This window comes from Paraburkholderia sediminicola (assembly GCF_046027825.1).
GTDB classification, from domain to species: domain Bacteria; phylum Pseudomonadota; class Gammaproteobacteria; order Burkholderiales; family Burkholderiaceae; genus Paraburkholderia; species Paraburkholderia sediminicola_D.
This window is the reverse complement of the sequence record NZ_JAQQDU010000085.1, coordinates 1-22,772: the sequence shown is the minus strand read 5'-3', so window position 1 is coordinate 22,772 and position 22,772 is coordinate 1. Positions and strand designations below refer to the sequence as shown.

24 protein-coding genes and 3 tRNA genes are annotated in these 22,772 nt (G+C 61.4%); 16 read left to right on the top strand and 11 right to left on the bottom strand.

Annotated features, from left to right (window positions below; genetic code table 11):
• Positions 1–328: 328 nt before the first annotated feature.
• Positions 329–478: a hypothetical protein gene (locus PQQ96_RS32750; protein ID WP_165614451.1), complete on the top strand. Its 150-nt coding sequence runs from the start codon at positions 329–331 to the stop codon at positions 476–478.
• Positions 479–764: 286 nt separating this feature from the next.
• Positions 765–1,361 (top strand): chorismate mutase, encoded by a 597-nt coding sequence (locus tag PQQ96_RS32745; protein ID WP_408300230.1) that lies wholly within the window; start codon positions 765–767, stop codon positions 1,359–1,361.
• A 108-nt stretch (positions 1,362–1,469) separates the two neighbouring features.
• Here PQQ96_RS32745 and PQQ96_RS32740 read toward each other — a convergent pair whose 3' ends face one another.
• On the bottom strand, positions 1,470–2,624 hold the full coding sequence (locus PQQ96_RS32740; protein WP_408300228.1) for an exonuclease domain-containing protein: 1,155 nt from the start codon (positions 2,622–2,624) through the stop codon (positions 1,470–1,472).
• Between the two features lie 353 nt (positions 2,625–2,977).
• On the bottom strand, positions 2,978–3,181 hold the full coding sequence (locus tag PQQ96_RS32735; RefSeq protein ID WP_054037310.1) for a cold-shock protein: 204 nt from the start codon (positions 3,179–3,181) through the stop codon (positions 2,978–2,980).
• 441 nt (positions 3,182–3,622) lie between these two features.
• Between PQQ96_RS32735 and PQQ96_RS32730 the strand changes: the two genes are divergently transcribed.
• Positions 3,623–3,871: a hypothetical protein gene (locus PQQ96_RS32730; RefSeq protein WP_408300226.1), complete on the top strand. Its 249-nt coding sequence runs from the start codon at positions 3,623–3,625 to the stop codon at positions 3,869–3,871.
• Positions 3,872–4,402: 531 nt separating this feature from the next.
• Positions 4,403–5,551: a porin gene (locus PQQ96_RS32725; RefSeq protein WP_408300224.1), complete on the top strand. Its 1,149-nt coding sequence runs from the start codon at positions 4,403–4,405 to the stop codon at positions 5,549–5,551.
• A 226-nt stretch (positions 5,552–5,777) separates the two neighbouring features.
• Here PQQ96_RS32725 and greB read toward each other — a convergent pair whose 3' ends face one another.
• Positions 5,778–6,347, bottom strand: coding sequence for a transcription elongation factor GreB (gene greB / locus PQQ96_RS32720; RefSeq protein WP_408300223.1), 570 nt, complete (start codon positions 6,345–6,347; stop codon positions 5,778–5,780).
• Between the two features lie 129 nt (positions 6,348–6,476).
• Between greB and PQQ96_RS32715 the strand changes: the two genes are divergently transcribed.
• Positions 6,477–6,553: transfer RNA gene (locus PQQ96_RS32715), tRNA-Arg, on the top strand.
• A 100-nt stretch (positions 6,554–6,653) separates the two neighbouring features.
• A tRNA-Arg gene (locus PQQ96_RS32710) sits at positions 6,654–6,730 on the top strand.
• 114 nt (positions 6,731–6,844) lie between these two features.
• Here PQQ96_RS32710 and PQQ96_RS32705 read toward each other — a convergent pair.
• The 5 genes from PQQ96_RS32705 to PQQ96_RS32685 all read right to left on the bottom strand — a co-directional run bounded on the left by PQQ96_RS32705 (position 6,845) and on the right by PQQ96_RS32685 (position 11,799).
• Complete coding sequence (locus PQQ96_RS32705; protein WP_408300221.1) at positions 6,845–7,333, bottom strand: phage protein NinX family protein; 489 nt, start codon at positions 7,331–7,333, stop codon at positions 6,845–6,847.
• A 117-nt stretch (positions 7,334–7,450) separates the two neighbouring features.
• Positions 7,451–9,805 (bottom strand): RelA/SpoT family protein, encoded by a 2,355-nt coding sequence (locus tag PQQ96_RS32700; RefSeq protein ID WP_408300219.1) that lies wholly within the window; start codon positions 9,803–9,805, stop codon positions 7,451–7,453.
• Between the two features lie 107 nt (positions 9,806–9,912).
• The gene (gene rpoZ / locus PQQ96_RS32695; RefSeq protein ID WP_006025620.1) at positions 9,913–10,116 is read right to left on the bottom strand and encodes a DNA-directed RNA polymerase subunit omega; all 204 of its coding nucleotides are present in this window, start codon (positions 10,114–10,116) and stop codon (positions 9,913–9,915) included.
• Positions 10,117–10,176: 60 nt separating this feature from the next.
• Entirely contained in the window at positions 10,177–10,857 is a 681-nt protein-coding gene (gmk, locus tag PQQ96_RS32690; protein WP_172310618.1) for a guanylate kinase, read from the bottom strand.
• Positions 10,858–10,875: 18 nt separating this feature from the next.
• Positions 10,876–11,799: a YicC/YloC family endoribonuclease gene (locus tag PQQ96_RS32685; RefSeq protein WP_408300217.1), complete on the bottom strand. Its 924-nt coding sequence runs from the start codon at positions 11,797–11,799 to the stop codon at positions 10,876–10,878.
• A 280-nt stretch (positions 11,800–12,079) separates the two neighbouring features.
• On the opposite strand from PQQ96_RS32685, the gene rph reads away from it, so the two are divergent.
• From rph to PQQ96_RS32655, 6 genes are all read left to right on the top strand, one after another.
• Positions 12,080–12,820, top strand: coding sequence for a ribonuclease PH (rph, locus tag PQQ96_RS32680; protein ID WP_408300215.1), 741 nt, complete (start codon positions 12,080–12,082; stop codon positions 12,818–12,820).
• Positions 12,813–13,460 carry an RdgB/HAM1 family non-canonical purine NTP pyrophosphatase gene (rdgB, locus tag PQQ96_RS32675; protein ID WP_408300213.1) on the top strand — a complete coding sequence of 216 codons (648 nt, stop codon included), beginning with the start codon at positions 12,813–12,815 and terminating at the stop codon, positions 13,458–13,460. Before rph ends, rdgB begins: the two co-directional genes overlap by 8 nt.
• Positions 13,457–14,686, top strand: coding sequence for a radical SAM family heme chaperone HemW (gene hemW, locus PQQ96_RS32670; protein ID WP_408300211.1), 1,230 nt, complete (start codon positions 13,457–13,459; stop codon positions 14,684–14,686). Before rdgB ends, hemW begins: the two co-directional genes overlap by 4 nt.
• Before the next feature lie 55 nt (positions 14,687–14,741).
• Positions 14,742–14,831 (top strand) — tRNA-Ser (locus tag PQQ96_RS32665).
• 204 nt (positions 14,832–15,035) lie between these two features.
• Positions 15,036–15,209, top strand: a complete 174-nt coding sequence (locus PQQ96_RS32660; RefSeq protein WP_183081303.1) for a hypothetical protein — start codon at positions 15,036–15,038, stop codon at positions 15,207–15,209.
• Positions 15,210–15,356: 147 nt separating this feature from the next.
• A complete protein-coding gene (locus tag PQQ96_RS32655) occupies positions 15,357–15,815 on the top strand; it encodes a FapB/FapC family functional amyloid domain-containing protein (RefSeq protein ID WP_408300209.1) in 459 nt (152 codons plus the stop codon).
• 31 nt (positions 15,816–15,846) lie between these two features.
• Here the strand turns inward: PQQ96_RS32655 and PQQ96_RS32650 are convergent, their stop codons facing one another.
• From PQQ96_RS32650 to PQQ96_RS32640, 3 genes are all read right to left on the bottom strand, one after another.
• On the bottom strand, positions 15,847–16,251 hold the full coding sequence (locus PQQ96_RS32650; protein ID WP_408300207.1) for a RidA family protein: 405 nt from the start codon (positions 16,249–16,251) through the stop codon (positions 15,847–15,849).
• Positions 16,252–16,336: 85 nt separating this feature from the next.
• Positions 16,337–16,564 (bottom strand): hypothetical protein, encoded by a 228-nt coding sequence (locus tag PQQ96_RS32645; protein WP_030101199.1) that lies wholly within the window; start codon positions 16,562–16,564, stop codon positions 16,337–16,339.
• Positions 16,565–16,764: 200 nt separating this feature from the next.
• Entirely contained in the window at positions 16,765–17,985 is a 1,221-nt protein-coding gene (locus PQQ96_RS32640) for a Bcr/CflA family multidrug efflux MFS transporter (RefSeq protein ID WP_408300205.1), read from the bottom strand.
• 259 nt (positions 17,986–18,244) lie between these two features.
• Between PQQ96_RS32640 and PQQ96_RS32635 the strand changes: the two genes are divergently transcribed.
• From PQQ96_RS32635 to PQQ96_RS32620, 4 genes are all read left to right on the top strand, one after another.
• Entirely contained in the window at positions 18,245–18,841 is a 597-nt protein-coding gene (locus PQQ96_RS32635; protein WP_408300204.1) for a hypothetical protein, read from the top strand.
• Positions 18,842–19,249: 408 nt separating this feature from the next.
• Entirely contained in the window at positions 19,250–20,533 is a 1,284-nt protein-coding gene (hemL, locus tag PQQ96_RS32630; protein ID WP_408300202.1) for a glutamate-1-semialdehyde 2,1-aminomutase, read from the top strand.
• A 72-nt stretch (positions 20,534–20,605) separates the two neighbouring features.
• Complete coding sequence (ribD, locus tag PQQ96_RS32625) at positions 20,606–21,775, top strand: bifunctional diaminohydroxyphosphoribosylaminopyrimidine deaminase/5-amino-6-(5-phosphoribosylamino)uracil reductase RibD (RefSeq protein ID WP_408300200.1); 1,170 nt, start codon at positions 20,606–20,608, stop codon at positions 21,773–21,775.
• A gap of 15 nt (positions 21,776–21,790) precedes the next feature.
• On the top strand, positions 21,791–22,426 hold the full coding sequence (locus PQQ96_RS32620; protein WP_408300198.1) for a riboflavin synthase: 636 nt from the start codon (positions 21,791–21,793) through the stop codon (positions 22,424–22,426).
• Positions 22,427–22,772 lie beyond the last annotated feature (346 nt).

Genomic DNA, 22,772 nt, shown 5'->3' with positions numbered 1-22,772 from the left:
CAAAGAAAATCCTGCCAATGCGGCAGTGCACAAAAATCGCCGTGATTTGTTCATATCAACACATATGATCAGGCGGTGTTGTGATGCAACAGAGATAATCCGCGGAAGGCATGCGGGGCAAGGCTGGGAAGGGAACGCGGGGATATCGAACGGTTTTGACTGGGCGCGGTGAATTCAGTCGTGCGCAGTCAACCGATAAATTCTATTCAAACATTCCGCTCCCATGTTGGGCTGTACCGTTAAAGCAACAAACAACATGTGAGCCGCATCAGACACTGGTGCAAAACGGGGACCGAGGCAGATAATCGGTTTGTAAAGGAGAAAGATCATGGATGCCAAACCAACGAAGATTCCGACCCCGGATAAAGTTTTTAGCCCGGATCCGGAACCCGCTGGCGTCGAGTTTCTGGGTGCCGAACTGCCTGAGCACGTTCGCGCATTTTTCGACGAACAACGTAAGTCGTGCGACTCGAAGTAATTGTGCAGTGGCGCGATGCAACATCAGCGTCCGCGCGTCCGGCGCGCGGCGAAGGTTGGCACGCGCCCCTACGATTATCTTTTGCTGCTTTCGCGGCACGCGATACGGCTGCCTGATTGCGGCGCCCGGCTCATGAAAGTCCGGCGCACGGGTAGCGCGCGCTTCTAACTGGCGTCTTAACTATCCCGGTAGTTTGTTTTTCGATTGAGCAGCGCGCCCGCTTGATCCACGCATCGTCTATTCTTCTGGTTTTTCTCCCAAGGCCGACCGGCCTTTCCCGCCTTCCATGAATCGCTCGTACCGCTTTGGAGCGTCATGCGCGCTCACGTTGTTCACTGCGCTTCTATTCGCGCCCGCCCCTGCCGTTGCTGACGGCGACGACACCGCTCTGACCAATCTGATCGCACTGGCTTCGCAGCGCCTCGCCCTCGCGGAGCCCGTTGCGCGCTGGAAATGGGCGAATCATCAGGCGATTACGGATACGCCGCGCGAAAACGCATTGCTCGCCGATGTCGAGAAGCGCGCCGTAGCCGCGAACGTCGATCCGGCGTTTGCGCACGCCTTCTTCCAGGATCAGATCGACGCCAGCAAGGACGTGCAAAACGCGCTGTTTGCCGACTGGCGTAGCACGCGGCCGCCCGAAGGCCCCGCGCCCGACCTCGCCACCAGTACGAGGCCGCAGTTGGATCGGCTGACGCAGTCACTCGTGACCGCACTCGCGCGTGTGCAACCGCTGCGCACGGCGGCGGATTGTCCGTCACGCGTCGCGCAATCACTTGCTAACTGGAAATCGCTGACGCGCTACGATTCGGCCCGTTCGAGTGCGTTGACGCGCGCGCTCGGCCACGTGTGCGAAGCAGGCGGAGTCGGAGCGACGGGCTGATCGGTCCGCGCGGTCGAACCGGGGAACCTGGAACCCCCATCGGTCCGCCGCTGCCGGGTCCGGATTGAGCCCGCCGCAAGCAGCGGGCCGCTACGTACGCCAAGCCCGTTAAGCGAGACTCGGCACAGGCGTGCCGCTCGAGACGCTTAACGGCATCACACGCAAGCCGCGCGCAAGATGGCTCTGCAGAAGACGATAGGTCGATAGCTCGAATGGTCCGGCCACGCTCGACGCGTGCAGCGCCGCCGCCTGCTCAAGCGAGTGCGCCTGCCCGAAGTAACGCCACCGGTCGACAACGTGAAAAGCGCGCGCGTGCGACGCTTCTTCACGCTCCTCAAATACGACGGGACCTTCGAACGGCCAGGGCGCATCCACCGGATCGCTCTTCGTGACCCGCGGCACCCGGTTATGGCCGGGACGCAGCGTCGCGATCCACTGCGCCTCTGCGAGCATGGCGCCCAGTTCGCCGCCAGTCGCGCGCCATTCGACACGCCGCACTTGCTGCGCGAGCCGCATATCCTTCGCCGAACGCCGCTCACCCGTCAAATGCGAACGCAGCCGCTGGCGCACACGCACGCTTCGGCCGACATACAACGGCAGATCGCCTTCTCCATAGAACGCATAGACGCCGCATCCGGCTGGCGCAGTGTCGAGCAGATCTTCAGTGATGTCGCCGGCAAGCCGGTAGCGCCGGGTGGTCCGCTCGATCTGCGCCCGCAGAACGTCGAGCGGCACAAGACCGCCATGCAGACGTTGCCAGAACTGCCAGATCAGATCGGCGTCGGCGAGTGCGCGGTGACGATCTGACGGGACGAGGCCATGACGCTCCACCAACGCATCGAGTCCATGGCGCTTTTCCGCCGGAAATAACGCGCGCGACAGGCGCACGGTGCACAACACATCCGGATCGAATGCGAGGCCGGACCGGCGAAACTCCCCGCGCAGAAAACCGCGATCGAAACTGGCGTTGTGCGCGACGAACAGTTTGCCTTTCAGGCGCTCGAACAATGCCGGCGCGATGGACTCAAACGTCGGCGCGCCCCGCACCATCGCGTTCGTGATGCCGGTGAGCTGCTGAATGAATGAAGGAATGGATTGCTGAGGGTCGACCAGGCTGCTCCAGCGTGACACGCCGGCCGGTCCTATTTCAACCACGCCGACTTCGGTGATGCGATGCTCGCTGGTCGAGCCGCCGGTGGTTTCAAGATCGACAAAGACGATCGGCACATCTAGGGCCGGTTCCGGCAGAAACTGTTCAGACATGGAAAGGAATATTTTGGACGCGTGGCTTTGCGACAAGTATGCACCAGTTAGCCCCCGTGCACCCAGTCAGCATTTCTTTTCTGCCGGCGCCGGGCGGCGCAAAGATTGCATTTCCGCTCGATCCACCACCCGCTCGCAAACCGCGAATTACTATGTTTTTACGACGCCGATTTGAAACTCCAAGGGCACCATTGCGCATCTACCCGCGTCGCCAAATTAATCCGGACCAGGTAGTTAATAGCATTAGCCGTAGCAATAATTATGAATAGCCGTAAAAAAAAGCCTTCGCGTCTCGCGAAGGCTTTTGGGCGATCAGGCTGCCCGGCAACAGATGCGGAGCACCGCAGTGCGGCTTAAAGCGGCTGGATGTTCGCCGCTTGCTTGCCCTTCGGGCCCGCCTTGACCTCGAAGGAGACGCGCTGGCTTTCTTTCAGCGACTTGAAACCTTCGGTGCGGATCTCCGAAAAGTGCGCGAACAGGTCTTCGCCACCCGAATCCGATGTAATGAAGCCAAAGCCCTTAGCATCGTTGAACCATTTGACGATACCCGTTTCCATATTCCAGTTTCCCTCGATGATTTATCAAATTCGGGCATTGCCCTCAAACTGTATTTCATGGCCACTTCAGCTGTGATCGAGCATTTCTGAAAGCGCCTGCACAACCTGATCTGCCGATTGAAATTCAGCTTTGGTGTTATACGGGGAACGAAGAATCACCGTCAAGCGAATTTTTCATATGCCCTTAGCACACAACGCGATAAATCAATGCCAAATGAATCGGAGATCGCAGGAGCATATTAGGCATAAGCCGAATAATTCTTCACGTCAATATTACTCACTCAATCCTGGATACAGTCGATATCGGAAAAAATGTCAGCATTCCGCGATAATATGTAACAAGACATGTATTTAGTAAGTGTTTGTCCGAGTTGTTGCACCGCACTCATGGCCGCATGATTGAAATCAATAGCGAGAAGTCATGCGCCTCAGGAGATCGCCATGTTGTTCAGTCCATTCCGTCGCCTCATCACCTGGCTCGCCCAATCGCAAGTAAAGACAGTCCCCGCTCAATCGGGGCCGATCGCCGCCTTGCCTTCGGCCTTCGAGTTCGATCCCATGTGGCATGGAGATCACTGGCAGAACCTGTTGTCGTCCCCCATGGACGCGCGCCGCTATGTGATGGAAGACTGGAGCGTTTCGGTGGCGACCGATTGGAGCGAGGTGGACGGTGCTGCGCCTGCGCACTAACTGACGTCCGCGAATCCGCAACCGGAAGGCCAAAAAAAAGCGCGACTGGGAAGTCGCGCCGACAAAGGTTTGGAGATCTTTTTCGTCAACGAAAAAGTCTGCTTCGGAAAGCAGAAACTTCAGTATAGCGGCTTATACGCCATCGTATTATTCGCATAATCAACAATCATCTGTTGCTATTGCGACAACAATCATTTTTTACGATTTATCGCGTTGTTTTTTTGCATCGATTACTGTAGCAAATGAGCAACGCGATTCGCCCGATTCGCCTTTGACTCTCCCTCAATAACGCTGCGAGCCTTTATCAGCAAGGCTTGAGCGACACTCGCCCATCGTTTCCTATCCAGTAATACTTTATTGCGAAAATCGGAATGCCCGCTTCTTGAGCGCCTATCTACACTCTGCCTAATCGGAAACCGGCGCGTTTGGAGTACAGCGCGCTTCTCATGCGGATTTCGCCTCTCGCAGCCGCCGCGTGAAGGTCTCCTTAAGCCTGGGTTCAATACCCACTCTCGCTCTCGGAGTTACAAGATGAAAAAGACACTCATGGTCGCGGCCCTCACGGGCGTTTTTGCAACGGCAGCACACGCCCAGAGCAGCGTCACGCTCTATGGCTTGATCGATGCCGGCATCACCTATACGAATAACCAACACGGTCACAGCAACTGGCAAGAAACGAGCGGTTCGGTGAATGGCAGCCGTTGGGGCTTGCGTGGTTCTGAAGACCTGGGCGGCGGTCTCAAGGCTATCTTCACGTTGGAAAACGGCTTCGGCATCAATGACGGCACGCTGAAACAAGGAGGTCGTGAATTCGGCCGTCAAGCGTTCGTCGGTCTGACGAGCGACCAGTTCGGCGCCGTGACCCTCGGCCGTCAATACGACAGCATGGTCGACTACGTGGGCCCGCTGGCACTCACCGGCACGCAATACGGCGGCACGCAGTTCGCACACCCGTTCGACAACGACAACCTGAACAACTCGTTCCGCGTCAACAACTCGGTCAAGTACCAGAGCGTGAACTACGGCGGCTTCAAGTTCGGCGCCCTGTATGGTTTTTCGAACCAGGCTGATGGCTTCGCCAACAACCGTGCTTACAGCGCGGGCGCGTCATATAACTGGGGCGGCCTGAACCTCGCTGCCGCTTACCTGCAACTGAACAGCAACGGTGCGACTGGCGCGGCGGCAGCGTTCAATTCGGGTGGCGCAGTGTCGAGCGACAACACGTTCTTCGCTGGCCGCCAGCAAACGTGGGGCGCAGGAGCTAACTATGCGTTCGGCCCGGCAACGGTCGGTCTCGTGTACTCGCAAACGAATCTGTCGAGCCTGGCTGGCATCGGCGCAGGTGCGTCGGGTCAATCGGCTGGCATCGGATTCGCCAACCCCAGCAGCGCCCGCTTCCAGAACATCGAAGCAAACGCTCGCTACGCGCTGACGCCGGCAGTGAGCATCGCCGGTTCGTACACGTACACGCGTGCGAGCCTTGCTGGCACGAGCCCGCACTGGAACCAGTTCAACTTGCAAACGGCGTATGCGCTGTCCAAGCGTACGGACGTGTACCTGCAAGGCGAATACCAGCAAACCAACGAGAACGCCATTGTCGATGCCGACATCAACGGTCTGGCCGCTTCGAACAGCAACAAGCAAATCGCTGTGACCGCAGGTCTGCGTCACCGCTTCTAAAGCAGTTGGCAATACCTGCAGTATCGAAGGCGCCGTTCGCGGCGCCTTTTTTTATGCTGCACCGCAAGCACGCTTTGCAGAGGGGAGACGGCCTGCTGGCTCAGGTTGACACCGTGCTGGCCGACGCCGCCACGCGCGACGTGCCGATCCCTGCGTAAGCGATTGCGTCGAAACAGCCTGAAGCGGGCACCCTCGCCCGTCTCTTCCGGCACGCCAATGCCTTGGCCTAGCCGCCGGTATCCGGCGGCGGATATTTGACGTCCAGTATGTCTATCGGCTGCGGGCCGGCCGGTGTGTACAAAGTCACCGTATCGCCGATTTTCGCCTTGAGCAGCGCCCGGGCGATCGGCGAGATCCAGCTTACGTGACCAACATCCAGGTCAACCTCATCGACGCCGACGATCGTCAGGGTGTGCACTTCGCCGTCTTCCGTCGCGTACTCGACGGCCGCACCGAAGAAAACCTGATCGACGTTTTCCTGTTTGCTGGCGTCGACCACCTCGGCGATGTCGAGACGCTTGGTCAGAAAGCGTATCCGCCGGTCGATTTCTCGCAGACGGCGTTTCCCGTAGATGTAGTCACCATTTTCCGAGCGGTCGCCGTTCGAGGCCGCCCATGACACCAGTCTGACCACCTCCGGCCGCTCAACATCGATCAGATGCAGCAGTTCATCGCGCATACGCCGGTATCCGGCGGGCGTGATGTAGTTTTTCGTACCCGGCGGGATTTCGGGCTGGGCGACGTCGAGATCGTCGTCATTCTCTTCACTCGACTCTTTGACAAAGGCCTTGTTCATGATGGTCCTGATGGTCCGACAACTGCAGCAAGCGACTGCCTATCAAGGGTACACGATCAGGGCAATGAGACAAATCGCAGTTACATGCTTCCCTTTTTGAAAACCTTTGCTATAATCTCGTTTCTGCGTGCGGCTGTAGCTCAGTTGGATAGAGTACTTGGCTACGAACCAAGGGGTCGTGGGTTCGAATCCTGCCAGCCGCACCACTTATTCGAGGGCCTCCCTCCGGGGAGGCCCTATGTTTTACCCCGGTTTTACACAAATTTCATCGTGGTATCGTTGAAATTAGCGTCACCTGTTTAGCGTGCGGCTGTAGCTCAGTTGGATAGAGTACTTGGCTACGAACCAAGGGGTCGTGGGTTCGAATCCTGCCAGCCGCACCACCTATGAAGGGCCTTCCGATCGGAAGGCCCTTTTTTTTGGGTCGCCGGGTCTGCTTCATCGGTCCGATCCGGTCCGCCCCGCCAAGCCCGCGGGCCCTGGTGGCGTCACCGCAGCTATCGCGGTATCGACTGAATATCGCCGATCTGGCCGTCGGGACTCGGTACATCCTCGAATGAATCTTCCGGCGTTTCCTCGCCGATCAGCGCCGCACGCGCGCCAGTCACAGCCTGCGCCTGCCACAACACCTCGTCCACACTATCGCCGAAACGGCTTTCGACAAACGCCCGCAACAGCGCGACCCGCAGCGAGTCGCCGCGCCCTTCCACGGTTCGATGGGCGCCTTCGAATTCGGCGACGCAATGTGCCGCGCCATGATCGGTCCGTTCACGCACCTCGAGCCGCTGCGCGCGTTCCAGCACTGCAGATGCCGCTTCCCACGACGTGGAGGGCGTGAAACGGCCATCCCATGGGCGACCGCGGTCGATGCCGCGGATCGAGACGGTTTCGCCGCTGTCGGTAAAGAAGATTTCGCGCACGAAGTCGTGCAGGCTGCGGGCGACCCAATAATCGAGCGCCAAGCCGGTCAGGTCAGCTACTTTCATAAGCGTTCTCCCTGAAGTTCCAGTGAGACTCGCTGGCGCAGGCGCGCCCAGATTCGAATGGCGGGTCGCCTGAGGCGGCCAGACGTTCTCGTCGAGCAGGGCTCAGCCAGCCTCAGATCAGTAATCCGCCCGTTCGCGGTCGATCCGCATCCCGCCGTCGTGACGATGATGCCCTTCTTCGCTCGGCCGCTCGCGCGCAATACGCATCACGTCCGGATTCGTTCGCACGCGGCGCATGACGTTGGCGAGATGGACGCGATCGCTCACCTGGATCACGAAGCGCAGCACCGTGGATTCCTGCGACAGGTCTTCGTCCATCGCGATGTGGACGATGTTCGCATCCGCCGACGTGATGTCGGCAGCGACGCGGGCGAATACGCCCTTGGTGTTCTTGACCAGTACCTTCACCGCGACGTCGAACAGACGCCCCGGCTGCGGCGCCCACGCCACGTCGATCCAGCGGCCCGGATCGCGCCGATGGATACGCTGCGCGACGCGGCAATCCGTGGTGTGGATGGCCATGCCGAGGCCGATGCCGATGTAGCCCATGATGTCGTCGCCCGGAATCGGACGGCAGCACGCGGACAACTGCACCGACATGCCTTCGGTGCCGGTGATGACGACCGGCGGCGCATGCGACGTTGAGCCGTCGCGCGAGCCGTCGTCGTCGGCATCGCGGCCGCTCATCAGGACTTCAATACGTTTGGCCATGACTGCGGCGACGCGCCGGCCAAGACCGATATCCGCAAAGATTTCCTGACGGTTCTTGTTGCCCGTCCACTGCACGAGCTTTTCCCACGCTTCCGGCGTCACTTCCGACAGCGCCAGGCTGTAGCCCTTCAACGCCTGGTCGACGAGACGCTCGCCGAGCTGGACAGACTCGTTCAACCGCATCGTCTTCAAATAGTGGCGGATCGCCGAACGCGCCTTGCCGGTGCGCACAAAACCCAGCCACGCCGGATTCGGCTTCGAATACGGCGCCGTGATCACTTCAACAATGTCGCCGCTCTTCAGCTCGGTACGCAGCGGCAGCAGTTCGTTGTTGATCTTCACCGCGACGCACTGGTTGCCCAGATCGCTGTGGATCGAATACGCGAAGTCGAGGGCGGTGGCACCGCGCGGCAGCGCCATGATCTTCGACTTCGGCGTAAACACGTAGACCGCATCCGGGAACAGGTCGATCTTGACGTGTTCCAGGAATTCGCTCGAATCGCCCGCTTCGCTTTGAATATCGAGCAGCGACTTGAGCCACTGGTGCGCGCGTTTCTGCACATCGTTCAGATCCGCGCCGCCGTTCTTGTACAGCCAGTGCGCGGCGACGCCCGCTTCAGCGATCTCGTGCATCTTGCGCGTGCGCACCTGGAACTCGATCGGCGCGCCAAACGGGCCGACCAGCGTGGTGTGCAGCGACTGATAGCCGTTCACCTTCGGGATCGCGATGTAATCCTTGAACTTGCCCGGCACCGGCTTGTAGAGCGCATGCAGCGCGCCGATGCAGGTGTAGCACTCGAGCGCGCTTTCGACCACCACACGGAAGCCGTACACGTCGAGCACCTGCGAGAACGACAACTGCTTGTCGCGCATCTTCTTATAGATACTGAAGATGGTTTTTTCGCGGCCGGTAACTTCGGCGTTGAGCTTCGCGTCGGCAATCGCGCGCTGCACCGACTCCAGAATCTTGCCGACCACTTCACGCCGGTTGCCACGCGCGGCCTTGACGGCTTTTTCGAGCGTGGCGTAACGATGCGGGTTGAAGTTCGCGAAGCTCAGGTCCTGCAGCTCGCGATAGGTATTGTTCAGGCCAAGCCGGTGCGCGATCGGCGCGTAGATGTCCAGCGTTTCGCGCGCCACGCGGCGGCGCTTTTCATGCGGCACCGCACCCAGCGTGCGCATGTTGTGCAGCCGGTCGGCGAGCTTGACCAGAATCACGCGGACGTCGCGCGCCATCGCGAGCAGCATCTTGCGGAAATTTTCCGCCTGCGCCTCTTCGCGATTGCGAAACTCCATCTTGTCGAGCTTTGACAACCCGTCGACCAGTTCCGCGACCTTCGCGCCGAATCGCTCGGCGAGTTCGGCTTTGGTCACACCCTGGTCTTCCATCACATCATGCAGCAGCGCCGCCATGATCGACTGGTTGTCGAGATTCCAGCCGGCGCAGATTTCCGCGACGGCGACAGGATGCGTGATGTAGGGCTCGCCACTCTGGCGATACTGGCCGAGGTGGGCTTCGTCGCTGAAATGGAACGCCGCCTTGATGTCCTTGATCTCTTCCGGCGGCAAATAGCCGGACAAGGCGGACGTCAGCTTGGCGATCGAAACGACGTCATGCCGGCGCGGTTGCTCCGGCGTGGCGGTCGGCCCGAACAGATGGCGAAACGACTGTTCGAGGACCGCGTCGATGTATTTACGTGCAGACGAGGGCGAGTCAGCGTCGTGTTCCACTTCCGTGGCGGTGGGCGGGGTAGCACTCATTTTCGCCTCCGTAGCGGTTTGGGTTGGACGCCGGTCTGCACGTTGATGCAACTAGGTGTAGCAAATACGCCTGGCAAATACGGCAATCGAAAACGGAACAGTGCGCCTTAAACAGGCACCTTCTTCAGCATTTCGACGCCAACCTGGCCGGCTGCGATTTCGCGCAGTGCGACGACGGTGGGCTTGTCGCGGCTTTCGATCTTCGGCGTGTGGCCTTGAGCGAGCTGACGCGCGCGATAGGTTGCGGCAAGCGCGAGTTCGAAACGGTTCGGGATCTGTTTGAGGCAGTCTTCGACGGTAATGCGGGCCATGTTGGGTTCCTTCTCAGTATGTTGCTTATTCTACCTTATGTGCTCGACACACCGCCGCGCTCACGCGTGTGGCAGGTGGATTCCGAGCTGCACGAAAAGCTGCGTGTGGCGCGCGTATTGCGAGGCGAAGCGCGAACGCGTCGCTGCCACGAGGCACCGCAGTTCACCGAGCGCGCGATCGAAGTTGTCGTTGATCACGACGTACTCCGCTTCGGCCGCGTGCGCCATCTCGCTACCGGCTGCAAGCAGACGGCGCGTAATCACATTCGGTTCGTCCTGGCCGCGCTTTTTCAAACGCTCTTCGAGCGCATCCAGCGACGGCGGCAAGATGAAAATTTCCACCGCGTTGTGAAACTGTTTCTTCACCTGTTGCGCGCCTTGCCAGTCGATTTCGAGCAGCACGTCATGGCCGCTTTTCATCTGCTCCTCGATCCACACGCGCGAAGTCGCGTAGTAGTTGCCGTGCACTTCCGCGCTTTCCAGAAACTCGCCAGTCGCGTGACGCGTCAGGAAATCGTCGACCGTCGTGAAGTGATAGTGCTCGCCGTCCTGCTCCTTCGGACGCGGCGGACGCGTGGTGTACGAAATCGACAGACGGATCGCGTTATCGCCGGCGAGCAGCGCGTTCACGAGCGTCGACTTGCCCGCGCCCGAAGGCGCGACCACCATGAACAGGTTGCCGGGATAAGCACCGGCGTAAGGGTTGCGCGGTGCGCTGGTTTCGCGTGTGTGGTCGGTCATGTTCTTGAGGCTCCTGCCTTACTCCAGATTCTGTACTTGCTCGCGCATCTGTTCGATGAGCAGCTTCAGGGTCATCGACGAATCGGCCAGTTCCTTCGCGGCCGCCTTCGAGCCGAGCGTGTTCGCTTCGCGATTCAGCTCCTGCATCATGAAGTCCAGGCGCTTGCCGACCTTGCCGCCCTTCTCGATCACGTGACGCGTTTCGTTCAGGTGAGCCGTCAGGCGCGACAGTTCTTCAGCGATGTCGATGCGGATGCCGTACATCGTCACTTCCTGGCGAATCCGTTCGTTGATTTCTTCGCGCGAGACGGTCGTTGCCGCCGTATCGGGCGCGGCGATACCGAGCGCTTCCTGCAGACGTTCGACGATCTTCTGCTGATGCTTGGCGATCAGTTCAGGCACAAGCGGCGTGATCTTCGTGACGATCGCTTCCATCTCGGTGACGTTAGTGAGCAGCACCGTCGCCAGTTGCGCGCCTTCGCGGCCACGCACGTCGATCAGATCGGTAATCGCCTGCTTGCCGCACGCCAGCACCGCGTCGCGCAGCACTTCCGGCGCGACACCGCTTTCGGCCAGCACGCCCGGCCAGCGCAGAATTTCGCCGGTACGCAGACGCCCGGCTTCCGGGAACGTCGACAACACCGTGCGTTCGAGCAGCGCCAGTTGCGTCAGTGCATCGCGGTTGACCGAGCCCGCGTTAGCCGATTGTTCGCTGCGTTGCAGGTTGATACGGATATCGACCTTGCCGCGCGAGAGCTTGTTCATCAGCATTTCGCGCAGCGTCGGTTCGCAGACGCGCACGTCTTCCGGCATCCGGAAATTCAGATCGAGAAAGCGCGAGTTCACGGTGCGCAGTTCGACCGATACGCTCACGCCGCCAGTGCCTGAGGCCGCGACGAGTTCGCGCGTGGCGCTCGCATAGCCAGTCATGCTGTAGATCATCGTATTTCTCGCGATTGTGGCCATGCGTTTGACGATGGCCGGAGAGTCGAATCGCCCGGCGTGTACGAGACGCGGGGCGGAGAATCCGCATTATCCCATTTTTACCGGCAAGGCCCCTTCGCGCGAGGGCAGTACGAGGGTCGCCACGCGCGCAGCGCGACCCCGCGCGGAGCCCCGGCACAGGCGGGCAGCCGTCCGACGGACAGGCTGCCCCGCGCCCGGCGCGATCGGCGGTAAAATCGCGCTTTCCCTCCTGCTTTTCTTCCATACCGATCCCAACATGACCAATAACACCCAACGCCCCAGCGGCCGCCAGGCCAATCAGCTGCGCGACGTGCGCATCACGCGCCACTACACGAAGCATGCGGAGGGCTCGGTACTGGTCGAATTCGGCGACACCAAGGTCATCTGCACGGCGAGCATCGCCGAGAGCGTGCCGTCGTTCCTGCGCGACCGCGGCCAGGGTTGGCTGACCGCCGAATACGGCATGCTGCCGCGCGCCACGCATACCCGCAGCGACCGTGAAGCGGCGCGTGGCAAACAAACCGGCCGCACTCAGGAAATCCAGCGTCTGATCGGCCGCGCACTGCGCTCGGTGTTCGATCTCGAGAAGCTCGGCGCGCGCACGCTGCATATCGATTGCGACGTGATCCAGGCCGACGGCGGTACGCGCACGGCCAGTATCACCGGCGCGTTCGTGGCCGCGCATGACGCGGTGGCCAAATTGCTGGCTGCGGGCCGCATCGAAAGCTCACCGATCACCGACTACGTCGCAGCGATTTCAGTCGGCGTGTACGACGGTCTGCCGGTGCTGGATCTCGATTACGACGAAGACTCGCAATGCGACACCGACATGAATGTGGTGATGACGGGCGCGGGCGGCTTCGTCGAAATTCAGGGCACGGCCGAAGGCGTGCCGTTCTCGCGCGCAGAAATGAATTCGCTGCTGGATCTGGCGAGCGACGGCATCAACACGCTGATCGCGATGCAGAAAGAAGCGTTGGAGCAAAAGTGTGAGTGAGGTTCGTCAAGGCAACGGCGCTGTTGCGTCTGACTCGCCGTTGAAGAAAGTCGTGCTGGCGTCGAACAACGCGGGCAAGCTGCGCGAGTTCGCGGCGCTGCTCGGCGCAGCCGGCATTGAGTTGATTCCGCAGGGCGCGTTGAACGTGCCGGAAGCGGAAGAGCCGTATCCGACTTTCGTCGAAAACGCGCTGACCAAGGCGCGCCACGCGGCGAAGCTCACCGGCCTGCCCGCCCTCGCCGACGATTCCGGTCTGTGTGTGCGCGCGCTGCGTGGTGCGCCCGGCGTTTATTCGGCGCGCTACGCGCAGCTTGCCGACGGCGAAAAGAGCGACGCGGCGAACAACGCGCGGCTTGTTTCAACCTTGCAGGGCGAAACCGATCGTCGCGCGTACTACTACTGCGTGCTGGCGCTCGTGCGTCATGCGGACGACCCCGAACCGCTGATCGCCGAAGGCCGCTGGCACGGCGAAATGCTGGATGCGCCGCGCGGCGAGCATGGCTTCGGCTATGACCCGTACTTCTTCCTGCCGTCGCTGAATGCGAGCGCCGCGGAACTCGAACCGGCGGTAAAGAACGCCAGCAGCCATCGCGCGATTGCATTGCGCCAACTGCTTGCGCGTTTGACGGAGGAAGCGTGATTCCGATTAAACCGGCGCCTGCCGACATCGGCAACGGCGTCATCAAGGCATTTACGTCGCCAGGCAGCATTCGTCTGACGTCGTTGCCGCCGTTAGCGTTGTATGTGCACTTTCCCTGGTGCGTGCGCAAATGCCCGTACTGCGATTTCAACTCGCATGAATGGAAAGGCGACACGTTCCCGGAGACCGAATATCTCGACGCTTTGCGCGCCGATCTGGAATTGGCACTGCCCCTCGTGTGGGGCCGCCAGGTCCATACGGTGTTCATCGGTGGTGGCACGCCAAGCTTGCTGTCGGCGGCGGGGCTCGACCGGATGCTGTCCGACATACGCGCGCTGCTGCCGCTCGACGCCGACGCGGAAATCACGCTCGAAGCCAACCCGGGCACGTTCGAAGCCGCCAAGTTCGCGCAGTTTCGCGCAAGCGGCGTGAATCGCCTGTCGGTCGGCATCCAGAGTTTCAATGAAGCGCATCTGAAGGCGCTCGGCCGGATTCACGACTCGACGCAAGCACGCCATGCGGTCGAAGTGGCCGCGACCACCTTCGACAACTTCAATCTCGATCTGATGTTCGCGCTGCCGCAGCAGACGCTCGCGGAATGTCAGGCCGACGTCGAAACGGCGTTGTCGTTCGCGCCGCCGCATTTATCGCTGTATCACCTCACGCTCGAACCGAACACGCTGTTTGCGAAGTTCCCGCCTGCCCTGCCTGATGACGATGCATCCGCCGACATGCAGGACTGGATTCACGAACGCACGACGGCCGCCGGCTACGAACGCTACGAGGTGTCCGCGTACGCGCAACCGCATCGGCAAAGCAAGCACAATCTGAACTACTGGCGCTTCGGCGATTATCTCGGCATCGGCGCGGGTGCGCATACCAAGCTGTCGTTTCCGAACCGCGTGCTGCGTCAGGTGCGCTACAAGCATCCGACCACCTTCATCGAGCAGGCGATGGCCGGCACAGCCGTGCAGGAAGAGCATGAGGTCGGGCCGCGCGATCTGCCGTTCGAGTTCATGTTGAACGCCCTGCGGCTGGTGGAAGGGTTTCCAGTGCATCGCTTCATCGAGCGCACCGGGCTGTCGATGACCTCGATCGAACCGGCTTTGCAGGAGGCTGAACAGCGCAAGCTGATTACCCGCGACCACGAAAAGATCGCCCCGACGCCGCTTGGTCAGGCGTTTCTAAATGACCTGCAAGCGCTGTTTCTGAAAGATCCGCAATGATTGCAGCCCTGCCGAGTGCCGCAACGAGGATTTTTCAGGTTACAATTTAGGGCTTGGAGGTGTGGCCGAGCGGTTTAAGGCACCGGTCTTGAAAACCGGCGAAGGAGTGATCCTTCCGTGAGTTCGAATCTCACCGCCTCCGCCAGACAATCAATGAATACGGGCCTCTTGGCCCGTTTTTCATTTCAGACGATCAAAGAACCCACCCATCGGCGGAAGCGCCACGCGTCGAACGGGTAGGCAACTGTAAATGCAGCCCGATTAAACCGGGGTTCCGTAATTTGCCGTCACACGGCAGGTCGAACGAATGCGCCTCCCGGCTCCTCCAACTCACAAAGAGGGAGGAATCATGGTCAAGTTACTGTTTGCGATAGGTTTCGCATTGGGCCTGTCCGGATGTGTCGTCGCACCGCCTTACGGCTATGCGCCGGCATACGGATATGCCCCCGGCTACTATGCCGCCCCGAGCGTCAGCGTGGGTGTTGGCGTCGGCGGTTATTACGGCGGCCACGGGCGGTGGTGATTTCTGGCCAGGCTCGCTCCTGGCCAAGTTCGTACCGGCCAATCTCTCGGCACCGCCCGCATTAAGGGGAACCCCTCCCTCAACATCTCGCTCCCATGGTCGATATCAAGACTATCTGTGCCGTCAGCACACGCCCGGGAGTTGATCATGAAAGTCCGTACTCTAGCCGCTGCACTGATTTGGGTCGCCGCGGGCACGGGCGTATCGTCCGCGTTTGCAGGCGCGTCAACGGCGCCGTCCGACGACGATAACGCAGCGGTATTCGGCTCAGTCAGGTTGTCGAATCTGCAGGACGTCGCCGGCAGCGCGAAAGTTGGCGCGTCCGCGGCTACGGCAGGTGCGAATGCGCTGAGAGGTGCAAGCGGCAACATCGGCGTGAACCTCGCAGCCGGTGCGCTGAATGCGCAGGCCAACGAGATCGCCCTCATCACCACGCCGCAAGCCGCGATCACGTCACAACAGAATGTGTATACCGTCGCTCAGTTGACGGGCAGCACCACCGCAAAACTCGGTGCCGGCTCACTGGCGGCAGTGAGCGGCAATTTCGGCGTGAACATCGCGTCTGGTGTGGGCAATGCCCAGTTCAACGGGCTCGTGCTTCACTGAGTCCGCGACGCCTCAATACCGCAGCCACGACTTAAACCAGCGCGGTCGCCTCGACCTCGACCTTCAAGCCGTAATGCAGATGGGGGACCGGCACGACAGCCCGTGCCGGCCGAGCCTCGCCGGCCCAACGCGCGTAGATCTGATTGAAGCTCGCCCAGTGTTCGACGTCGGCGATATAGACGCGCACCTGCACCAGTTGCGCGATGCTGCTGCCGGCGCCCTCGAGCGCAGCCTGCACATTGGCCAGCACCTGTTCCGCCTGGACTTCGAACGAGGCTTCAGCGAGCTTCTCGCCCTGTGCGTTGATCGGCAACTGTCCTGAGACGAAAACAAAACCGTTCGCGATCGCGACGTGGCTGTAATGGCCACCCGGCTTCGCCAAAGCAGCCGGATTGTCCATGTGCGGCAGATGCGGGTCGTGCTGGCTAACAGCCATGAATACCACTCCAAAAGGGGAAACGCGCCTGCACGGCGCATGGCTACGCGCGGGACCGCACGCCACTCGCCGCGCGTGTCACACGCTAGGCAGGCACGTCCAGCTTCTCGCGCGCGTCGGCGCAGCGACGATTCAGGTCGCGATGCATCAACTGGCTGTCGAGCAGCGCTGATACATCAGACAAACCATAATCAAAGCGCAAGACGTATTCGATGTCTGTGTAATCGTGATAGGCGCCGCTGTCTGCCAGCTTCTGCGCTTCAGCGAAGGCAGCATGTTGCCGCTCGCCGTTCATCAAATCTCTGATCGCCATGATTGCCGCTCCGAGGAACAGTGACTCCATCATAGCAATGCAAATCGAATCGCACGGTCGCGCGCGCGCAACACCTGGTGTTTTCCGTAGCTTCCCTGGTTAACGCGAAACGGACACGCAAGCGTGCCGCGCGTTTCGGCTATGGAACCATGATCCGCATTCAGTGAAGAATGCCTGCGCCATGGCGCCTCACGGTACCTTCAGGCAGCCGCGACAGGCACCTTCATACCGTGCCACTTGACGACCAGAATCCGGCCGGCGTAACACAGCACGCCCGCGACGCCCACGACGACGCCCATCCCCTTGGGCGAGCCATCCTGCCAGAGTCCGACTGCGAGGCTCGCCAACGCGCCGAGTGCCAACTGCACGGCACCGAACACAGCGGCCGCGGCGCCGGCATTCGCGGGATACCGATGCATCAGATCGGTCGTGCAGTTAGCGGACAACAGCCCCACCACGCCGACCACGAAGAACAAACCGAAGACGATCGACCACAACCCGCCCCACCCCGTCAGCGAGACGAGACAGACGAACAGGGACGCGATGCAACTCACGGTCGCGGCGAAAGAGATGATCGGCAGCGAGCCGAGCCGGCCGACGAGGCGCGTATTCATGAAGTTGCCGAACATGATGCCGACGATATTCAGCGCGAACAGAAAGCCGTAATGCTGCGCCGATACATGGAAGTATTCGATGTACACGAACGGCGTCGCGGTGATGTACGCGAACATCGACGCGAACGCCATGCCGCCGCACAGCATGTGCCCCCACGCCACCGGATCGCGCAACAACTTGCCGTACGCGCCGAACGATTTCAGCAGCGCCGAATGCGCACGCTTTTCGGGCGGCCACGTTTCCGGCACCTTGAGGAACGCAGTCACCGCGCACGCCGTACCGAACAGCGTCAGCACGACAAAGACGACACGCCAGCCGCCGAGCAACAGCAACTGCCCGCCGATCAGCGGCGCGAGCAACGGCCCGATCGACGTGACGATGGCGAGCATCGACAGTACGCGCGCGGCGTCGGTCGGCCCGTGCGCGTCGCGGGCGATCGCGCGCGCCAGCACCGAGGCCGCGCCCGCGCCGAGCGCCTGCACGAAGCGGAACGTCACCAACGAGCCGATCGAAAACGACAGCGCGCAGGCCACACTCGCCAGCGCATACATGATGATGCCGCCGAGCAACACGGGCCGGCGGCCATAGGTGTCCGACAGCGGACCATAGAGCAGCATGCCGATCGAAAAGCCGAACATGAAGCTCGTGAGCGTGGTTTGCGCGGCGCCGGTGCTGATGGCGAACGCCTGCGCGATAGTCGGCAGGCTCGGCAGATACATATCGATGGAAATCGGCCCGCATGCGGCAAGCGCACCGAGCAACAGAATCAGCCGGCCATCGGGCCGGCTTCTGGTGACGTGAGACATGGGAATCCAGATGAAGCGCCGCGCCGTCATCGGCAGCGAAACGCGGTGAAACGGGGAAAACAGCAACTTGACGACCCCAATTGTACGCGACGGTTAAACCACCCGCCGCGCCGGGACACAGCCAGGCGGCCCACGCATGCGCCGCGGCAAGCGCGCCGCCGATCAGTTAAGCTGCCGCCAGAACGCTTGCTGGCATGATTCCTGGCGTGACACCGACCTGTCCGCTGCGCCCATCCACCCTGCCCTGTCCCGCCCTGTCATGACCGCATTCCTGTTGATCTGGAGCCCCAAGAAATGGCCGTGGCCCGAGTTGCCTGACGTGGCGAAGCGGGTTGCTGCGGGCGTAGCAGTGGCTGACGTGTGGGGTTGCGGATTTGCCCGCAGCATCCTGCCGGGCGACCGCGTGTTCCTGCACCGTGTCGCCCAGGAGCCCAAGGGCATTTTCGGCTCCGGCTACGTCACACGCGCGCCATACGAAGTCCCCGACCCGGCGACGAAGCGCGGTTACCGCTTGTGCATCGACTTCGTGTACGACTGGGTGGTCGACGCCCACGAGGGCGTTGTCATTCCACGCGAGATGTTGCGCACGCATCCGTTTTCCGTACAGACATGGGACGCGCAGAGCTCCGGCACGGTCATCAAGCCGATCGCCGAAGGCGCATTGGAAAAGCGCTGGGCCGAACTCACGGGCAAGCGCAAACCACCGAAACTCGACGCCCCGAAGGGCCCCATTCGCTCCAGCAAGGTAACAGCCCACAAGGCGGTGGCAGAGAAAACCGCGACAGAAGGTCGCGCGAAGACGCAGCCCGAGCCTGCGATAAAGAAACCAGCAGCGAAACGCCCGCATAAGGCCTAAGCGCCGCGCCGGTTTGGTGAAGTACCGCTGCAGCGCGCGCAGCGCCGCTGGAAGCATGACTCCCTTGTCACCAAGGCTGACTGCGCGAGAACACAGAATCCAGATGCACCACTGCCGTTACTGTGCGAGAGACCCGCTTAGCAGGGGCTTCGAGCCGCTTTCTTTGCTTATCTTTCTTTGCGGCGGCGGCAAAGAAAGTAAGTGCCGCCCCGCACAGGGGCAACACTAATAGACCACTAACAATTCAAGAAAAGGCACAAAGAAACAGCACCCCGCCCCCAGCATAAGCCAAACCCAAAACCTCTTCCCCCCGACTCCGGTACAATTTCCCCACCAAACCCCCAGCGCCGCGCGAAGCGCAAAAACCACCCCCCGCGCCGCTGCGCAACCCCAATTCCAGCCATCACCATGTCCAAAAACGAAACCCTCTTCGAGCGCGCGCAACGCACCATTCCAGGCGGCGTGAACTCGCCGGTCCGTGCATTCCGTTCGGTAGGCGGCACACCGCGCTTCATCGAGCGCGCGCAAGGCCCCTACTTCTGGGACGCGGACGGACAACGCTATACCGACTACATCGGCTCGTGGGGCCCGATGATCCTCGGCCACGTGCACCCGGAAGTGCTGGAAGCGGTCCAGCGCGTGCTGGCTAACGGCTTCTCCTTCGGCGCACCGACCGAATCGGAAGTGGAAATCGCCGAAGAGATCTGCAAACTGGTGCCGTCGATCGAACAGGTCCGCATGGTATCGAGCGGCACCGAAGCGACCATGAGCGCGCTGCGTCTCGCGCGCGGCTTCACGAACCGCAGCCGCATCGTCAAGTTCGAGGGCTGCTATCACGGCCACGCGGACAGCCTGCTGGTCAAAGCCGGCTCGGGCCTGCTCACGTTCGGCAATCCGACGTCGGCGGGCGTGCCGGTCGATATCGCCAAGCACACCACGGTACTCGAGTACAACAACGTCGCTGAACTCGAAGAAGCGTTCAAGGCGTTCGGCAACGAGATCGCCTCGGTGATCGTCGAACCGGTGGCCGGCAACATGAACCTCGTGCGCGCCACGCCCGAATTCCTGCAAGCCTTGCGGCGCCTGTGCACCGAGTATGGCTCGGTCCTGATTTTCGACGAAGTGATGTGCGGCTTCCGCGTCGCCCTGGGTGGCGCGCAAGAGGTCTACGGCATCACGCCGGATCTGACGTGTCTGGGCAAGGTGATCGGTGGCGGCATGCCGGCGGCAGCCTTCGGCGGCCGGCGCGACATCATGGCTCACCTCGCACCGCTCGGCGGCGTCTACCAGGCCGGCACGTTGTCGGGCAACCCGATCGCGGTGGCCGCGGGCCTGAAGACGCTGCAACTGATCCAGGCGCCGGGCTTCTACGACACGCTTTCCGCCCGCACCACGCGTCTTGCGCAAGGTCTCGCGTCTGTCGCGCGCGAAGCGAAGGTACCGTTCGCGGCCGATTCGCTCGGTGGCATGTTTGGCCTCTACTTCACCGAATCGGTTCCGACCAGCTTCGCCGAGGTCACGAAGAGCGACGTGCCGCGCTTCAATGCGTTCTTCCACAAGATGCTCGACGCAGGCGTGTACTTCGCGCCGTCGGCGTATGAGGCGGGCTTCGTTTCGATCGTTCACGACGACGCGATCATCGACGCCACGATCGACGCAGCGCGCGGCGCGTTTGCCTCGCTCGCGGCCTAAGGCCAGCGAGACACAGAAGCCGCCGAAACCCAGGCTCAATACTGCCTAGCCACCGTACCCGACCGGATAACGATGTTTTCGCAAACCGACTTCGTCCATATGGAGCGCGCGCTCGCGCTGGCCAAGCGCGGCATGTACACGACCGACCCGAATCCGCGCGTCGGTTGCGTGCTGGTCAAGAACGGCGAGGTGATCGGCGAAGGCTTCACGCAACCGGCCGGTCAGGATCATGCCGAAGTGCGCGCGTTGAAGGACGCGCGTTCGCGCGGCCATGATCTGCGCGGCGCCACCGCTTATGTAACGCTCGAGCCATGCAGCCATTTCGGCCGCACGCCGCCGTGCGCGCATGCGCTGATCGAAGCGCAGGTCGAGCGTGTGGTCGCGGCGATGGAAGACCCGAATCCGCAAGTCTCCGGGCGGGGTCTCGCGATGCTGCGCGACGCCGGCATTGAAGTGCGTTGCGGGCTGCTCGCCAACGAGGCGCACGAACTGAACATCGGCTTCGTGTCGCGCATGACGCGCGGCCGCCCGTGGGTCCGCATGAAAGTGGCGGCTTCGCTAGACGGCCGCACCGGCTTGCCGTCAGGCGTCAGCCAATGGATTACCGGCGAAGCTGCACGCGCCGATGGTCACGCGTGGCGCGCCCGCGCATCGGCGATCCTGACGGGCATCGGCACCGTCCGGGAAGACGATCCGCGCATGACCGTGCGTGCCGTCGACACGCCGCGCCAGCCGCAACGCGTGCTGATCGACAGCCAGCTCGACGTGCCGCCTGAAGCGCAGATCCTGGCCGGCGCGCCCACGCTGATTTTCTGCGGCAATCTCGATGAACGTCATACGGAACGCGCCAACGCGCTGCGCGACCGTGGCGCGGAGATCGTGCAACTGGCGAACCCGGCGGGCAAGGTCGACCTGCCCGCCGTGTTGAAAGTACTCGGCGAGCGTAACGTCAACGAACTGCACGTCGAGGCGGGCTACAAGCTAAACGGCTCGCTGCTGCGCGAAGGCTGCGTCGACGAACTGCTGGTCTATCTCGCGCCGAGCCTGCTCGGCGTAGACTCGATGAGCATGTTCAATCTGAACGCGCCGGAAACGCTCGAAGGTCGCATGCAACTGAATTTCCACGCGGTCGACCGGATCGGCGACGATCTGCGGATTCTCGCCCGCTTTGTGCCTCACGCCGAGCCGCAACCGGCACCTGAAGCCGGGACGGATTCCGCCCCCCCACCCACTTCGAATTGATCAAGGATTAGCACGATGTTTACAGGAATCGTCGCGGCAGTCGGCCGCATCGAATCAGTCAAACCCCTCGGCACCGATGGCGATGCGGGCGTGCGCCTGAACGTCGAAGCCGGTGGCCTCGATCTGGAAGACGTCCAGCTTGGCGACAGCATCACGATCCAGGGCGCCTGCATGACGGTCGTGGAAAAAGCCGCGCATTCGTTCGAAGTGGACGTGTCGCGTGAAAGTCTGAACTGCACGGTTGGTCTGGGCGAGCCGGGCGAAGTCAATCTTGAGAAGGCGATGCGCGCACACGACCGGCTCGGCGGCCATATCGTGTCCGGCCACGTGGACGGACTCGGCACGGTCACGCGGTTCGCGCCGGTCGGCGAATCGCACGAACTGCGCGTGCTGGCGCCGCGCGAGATCGGCCGCTATCTGGCTTTCAAAGGCTCGATCACGGTCAACGGCGTGAGCCTGACGGTCAACTCGGTTAATGATCGCGACGACGGCTGCGAATTCTCGATCAACCTGATTCCGCACACGGTGCAGGTGACGTCGCTCAAGAATTTGCGTGAGGGTTCGCAGGTCAATCTGGAGATCGACCTGATCGCGCGGTATGTGGAGCGGATGCTCAGCACGTCTCAGGACGGCTATAAGTCGTTGAAATAATTCGATTTTTCAAAAATCAGCGTCTACTGCCGTCTCGCCAAATCCAGCTAAATCTACGTCATTGTGACGGTATACTTGACGGTATACCGTCGTTTTCCGCGCCAAGTATACCGTCACGCCTCCGGAAAAACGCCTCCCCGACGCGCCCAAACCGGCTGTCTGCCGCGCTGGCATTGCGATTGGCGGCGATCCCCGGAGATACAGCAGAGCAGAGAATTCGCGACTTTTTGCCGGTTTTCTGCATACGCCGCTCGACATTGAAAAGCTGCAAGTCAAACGCCACCTCAGCTACCCGTCATGCCACCGGACGCCGTGCATAGACATGGATTATCGAGTCAGTTACTAG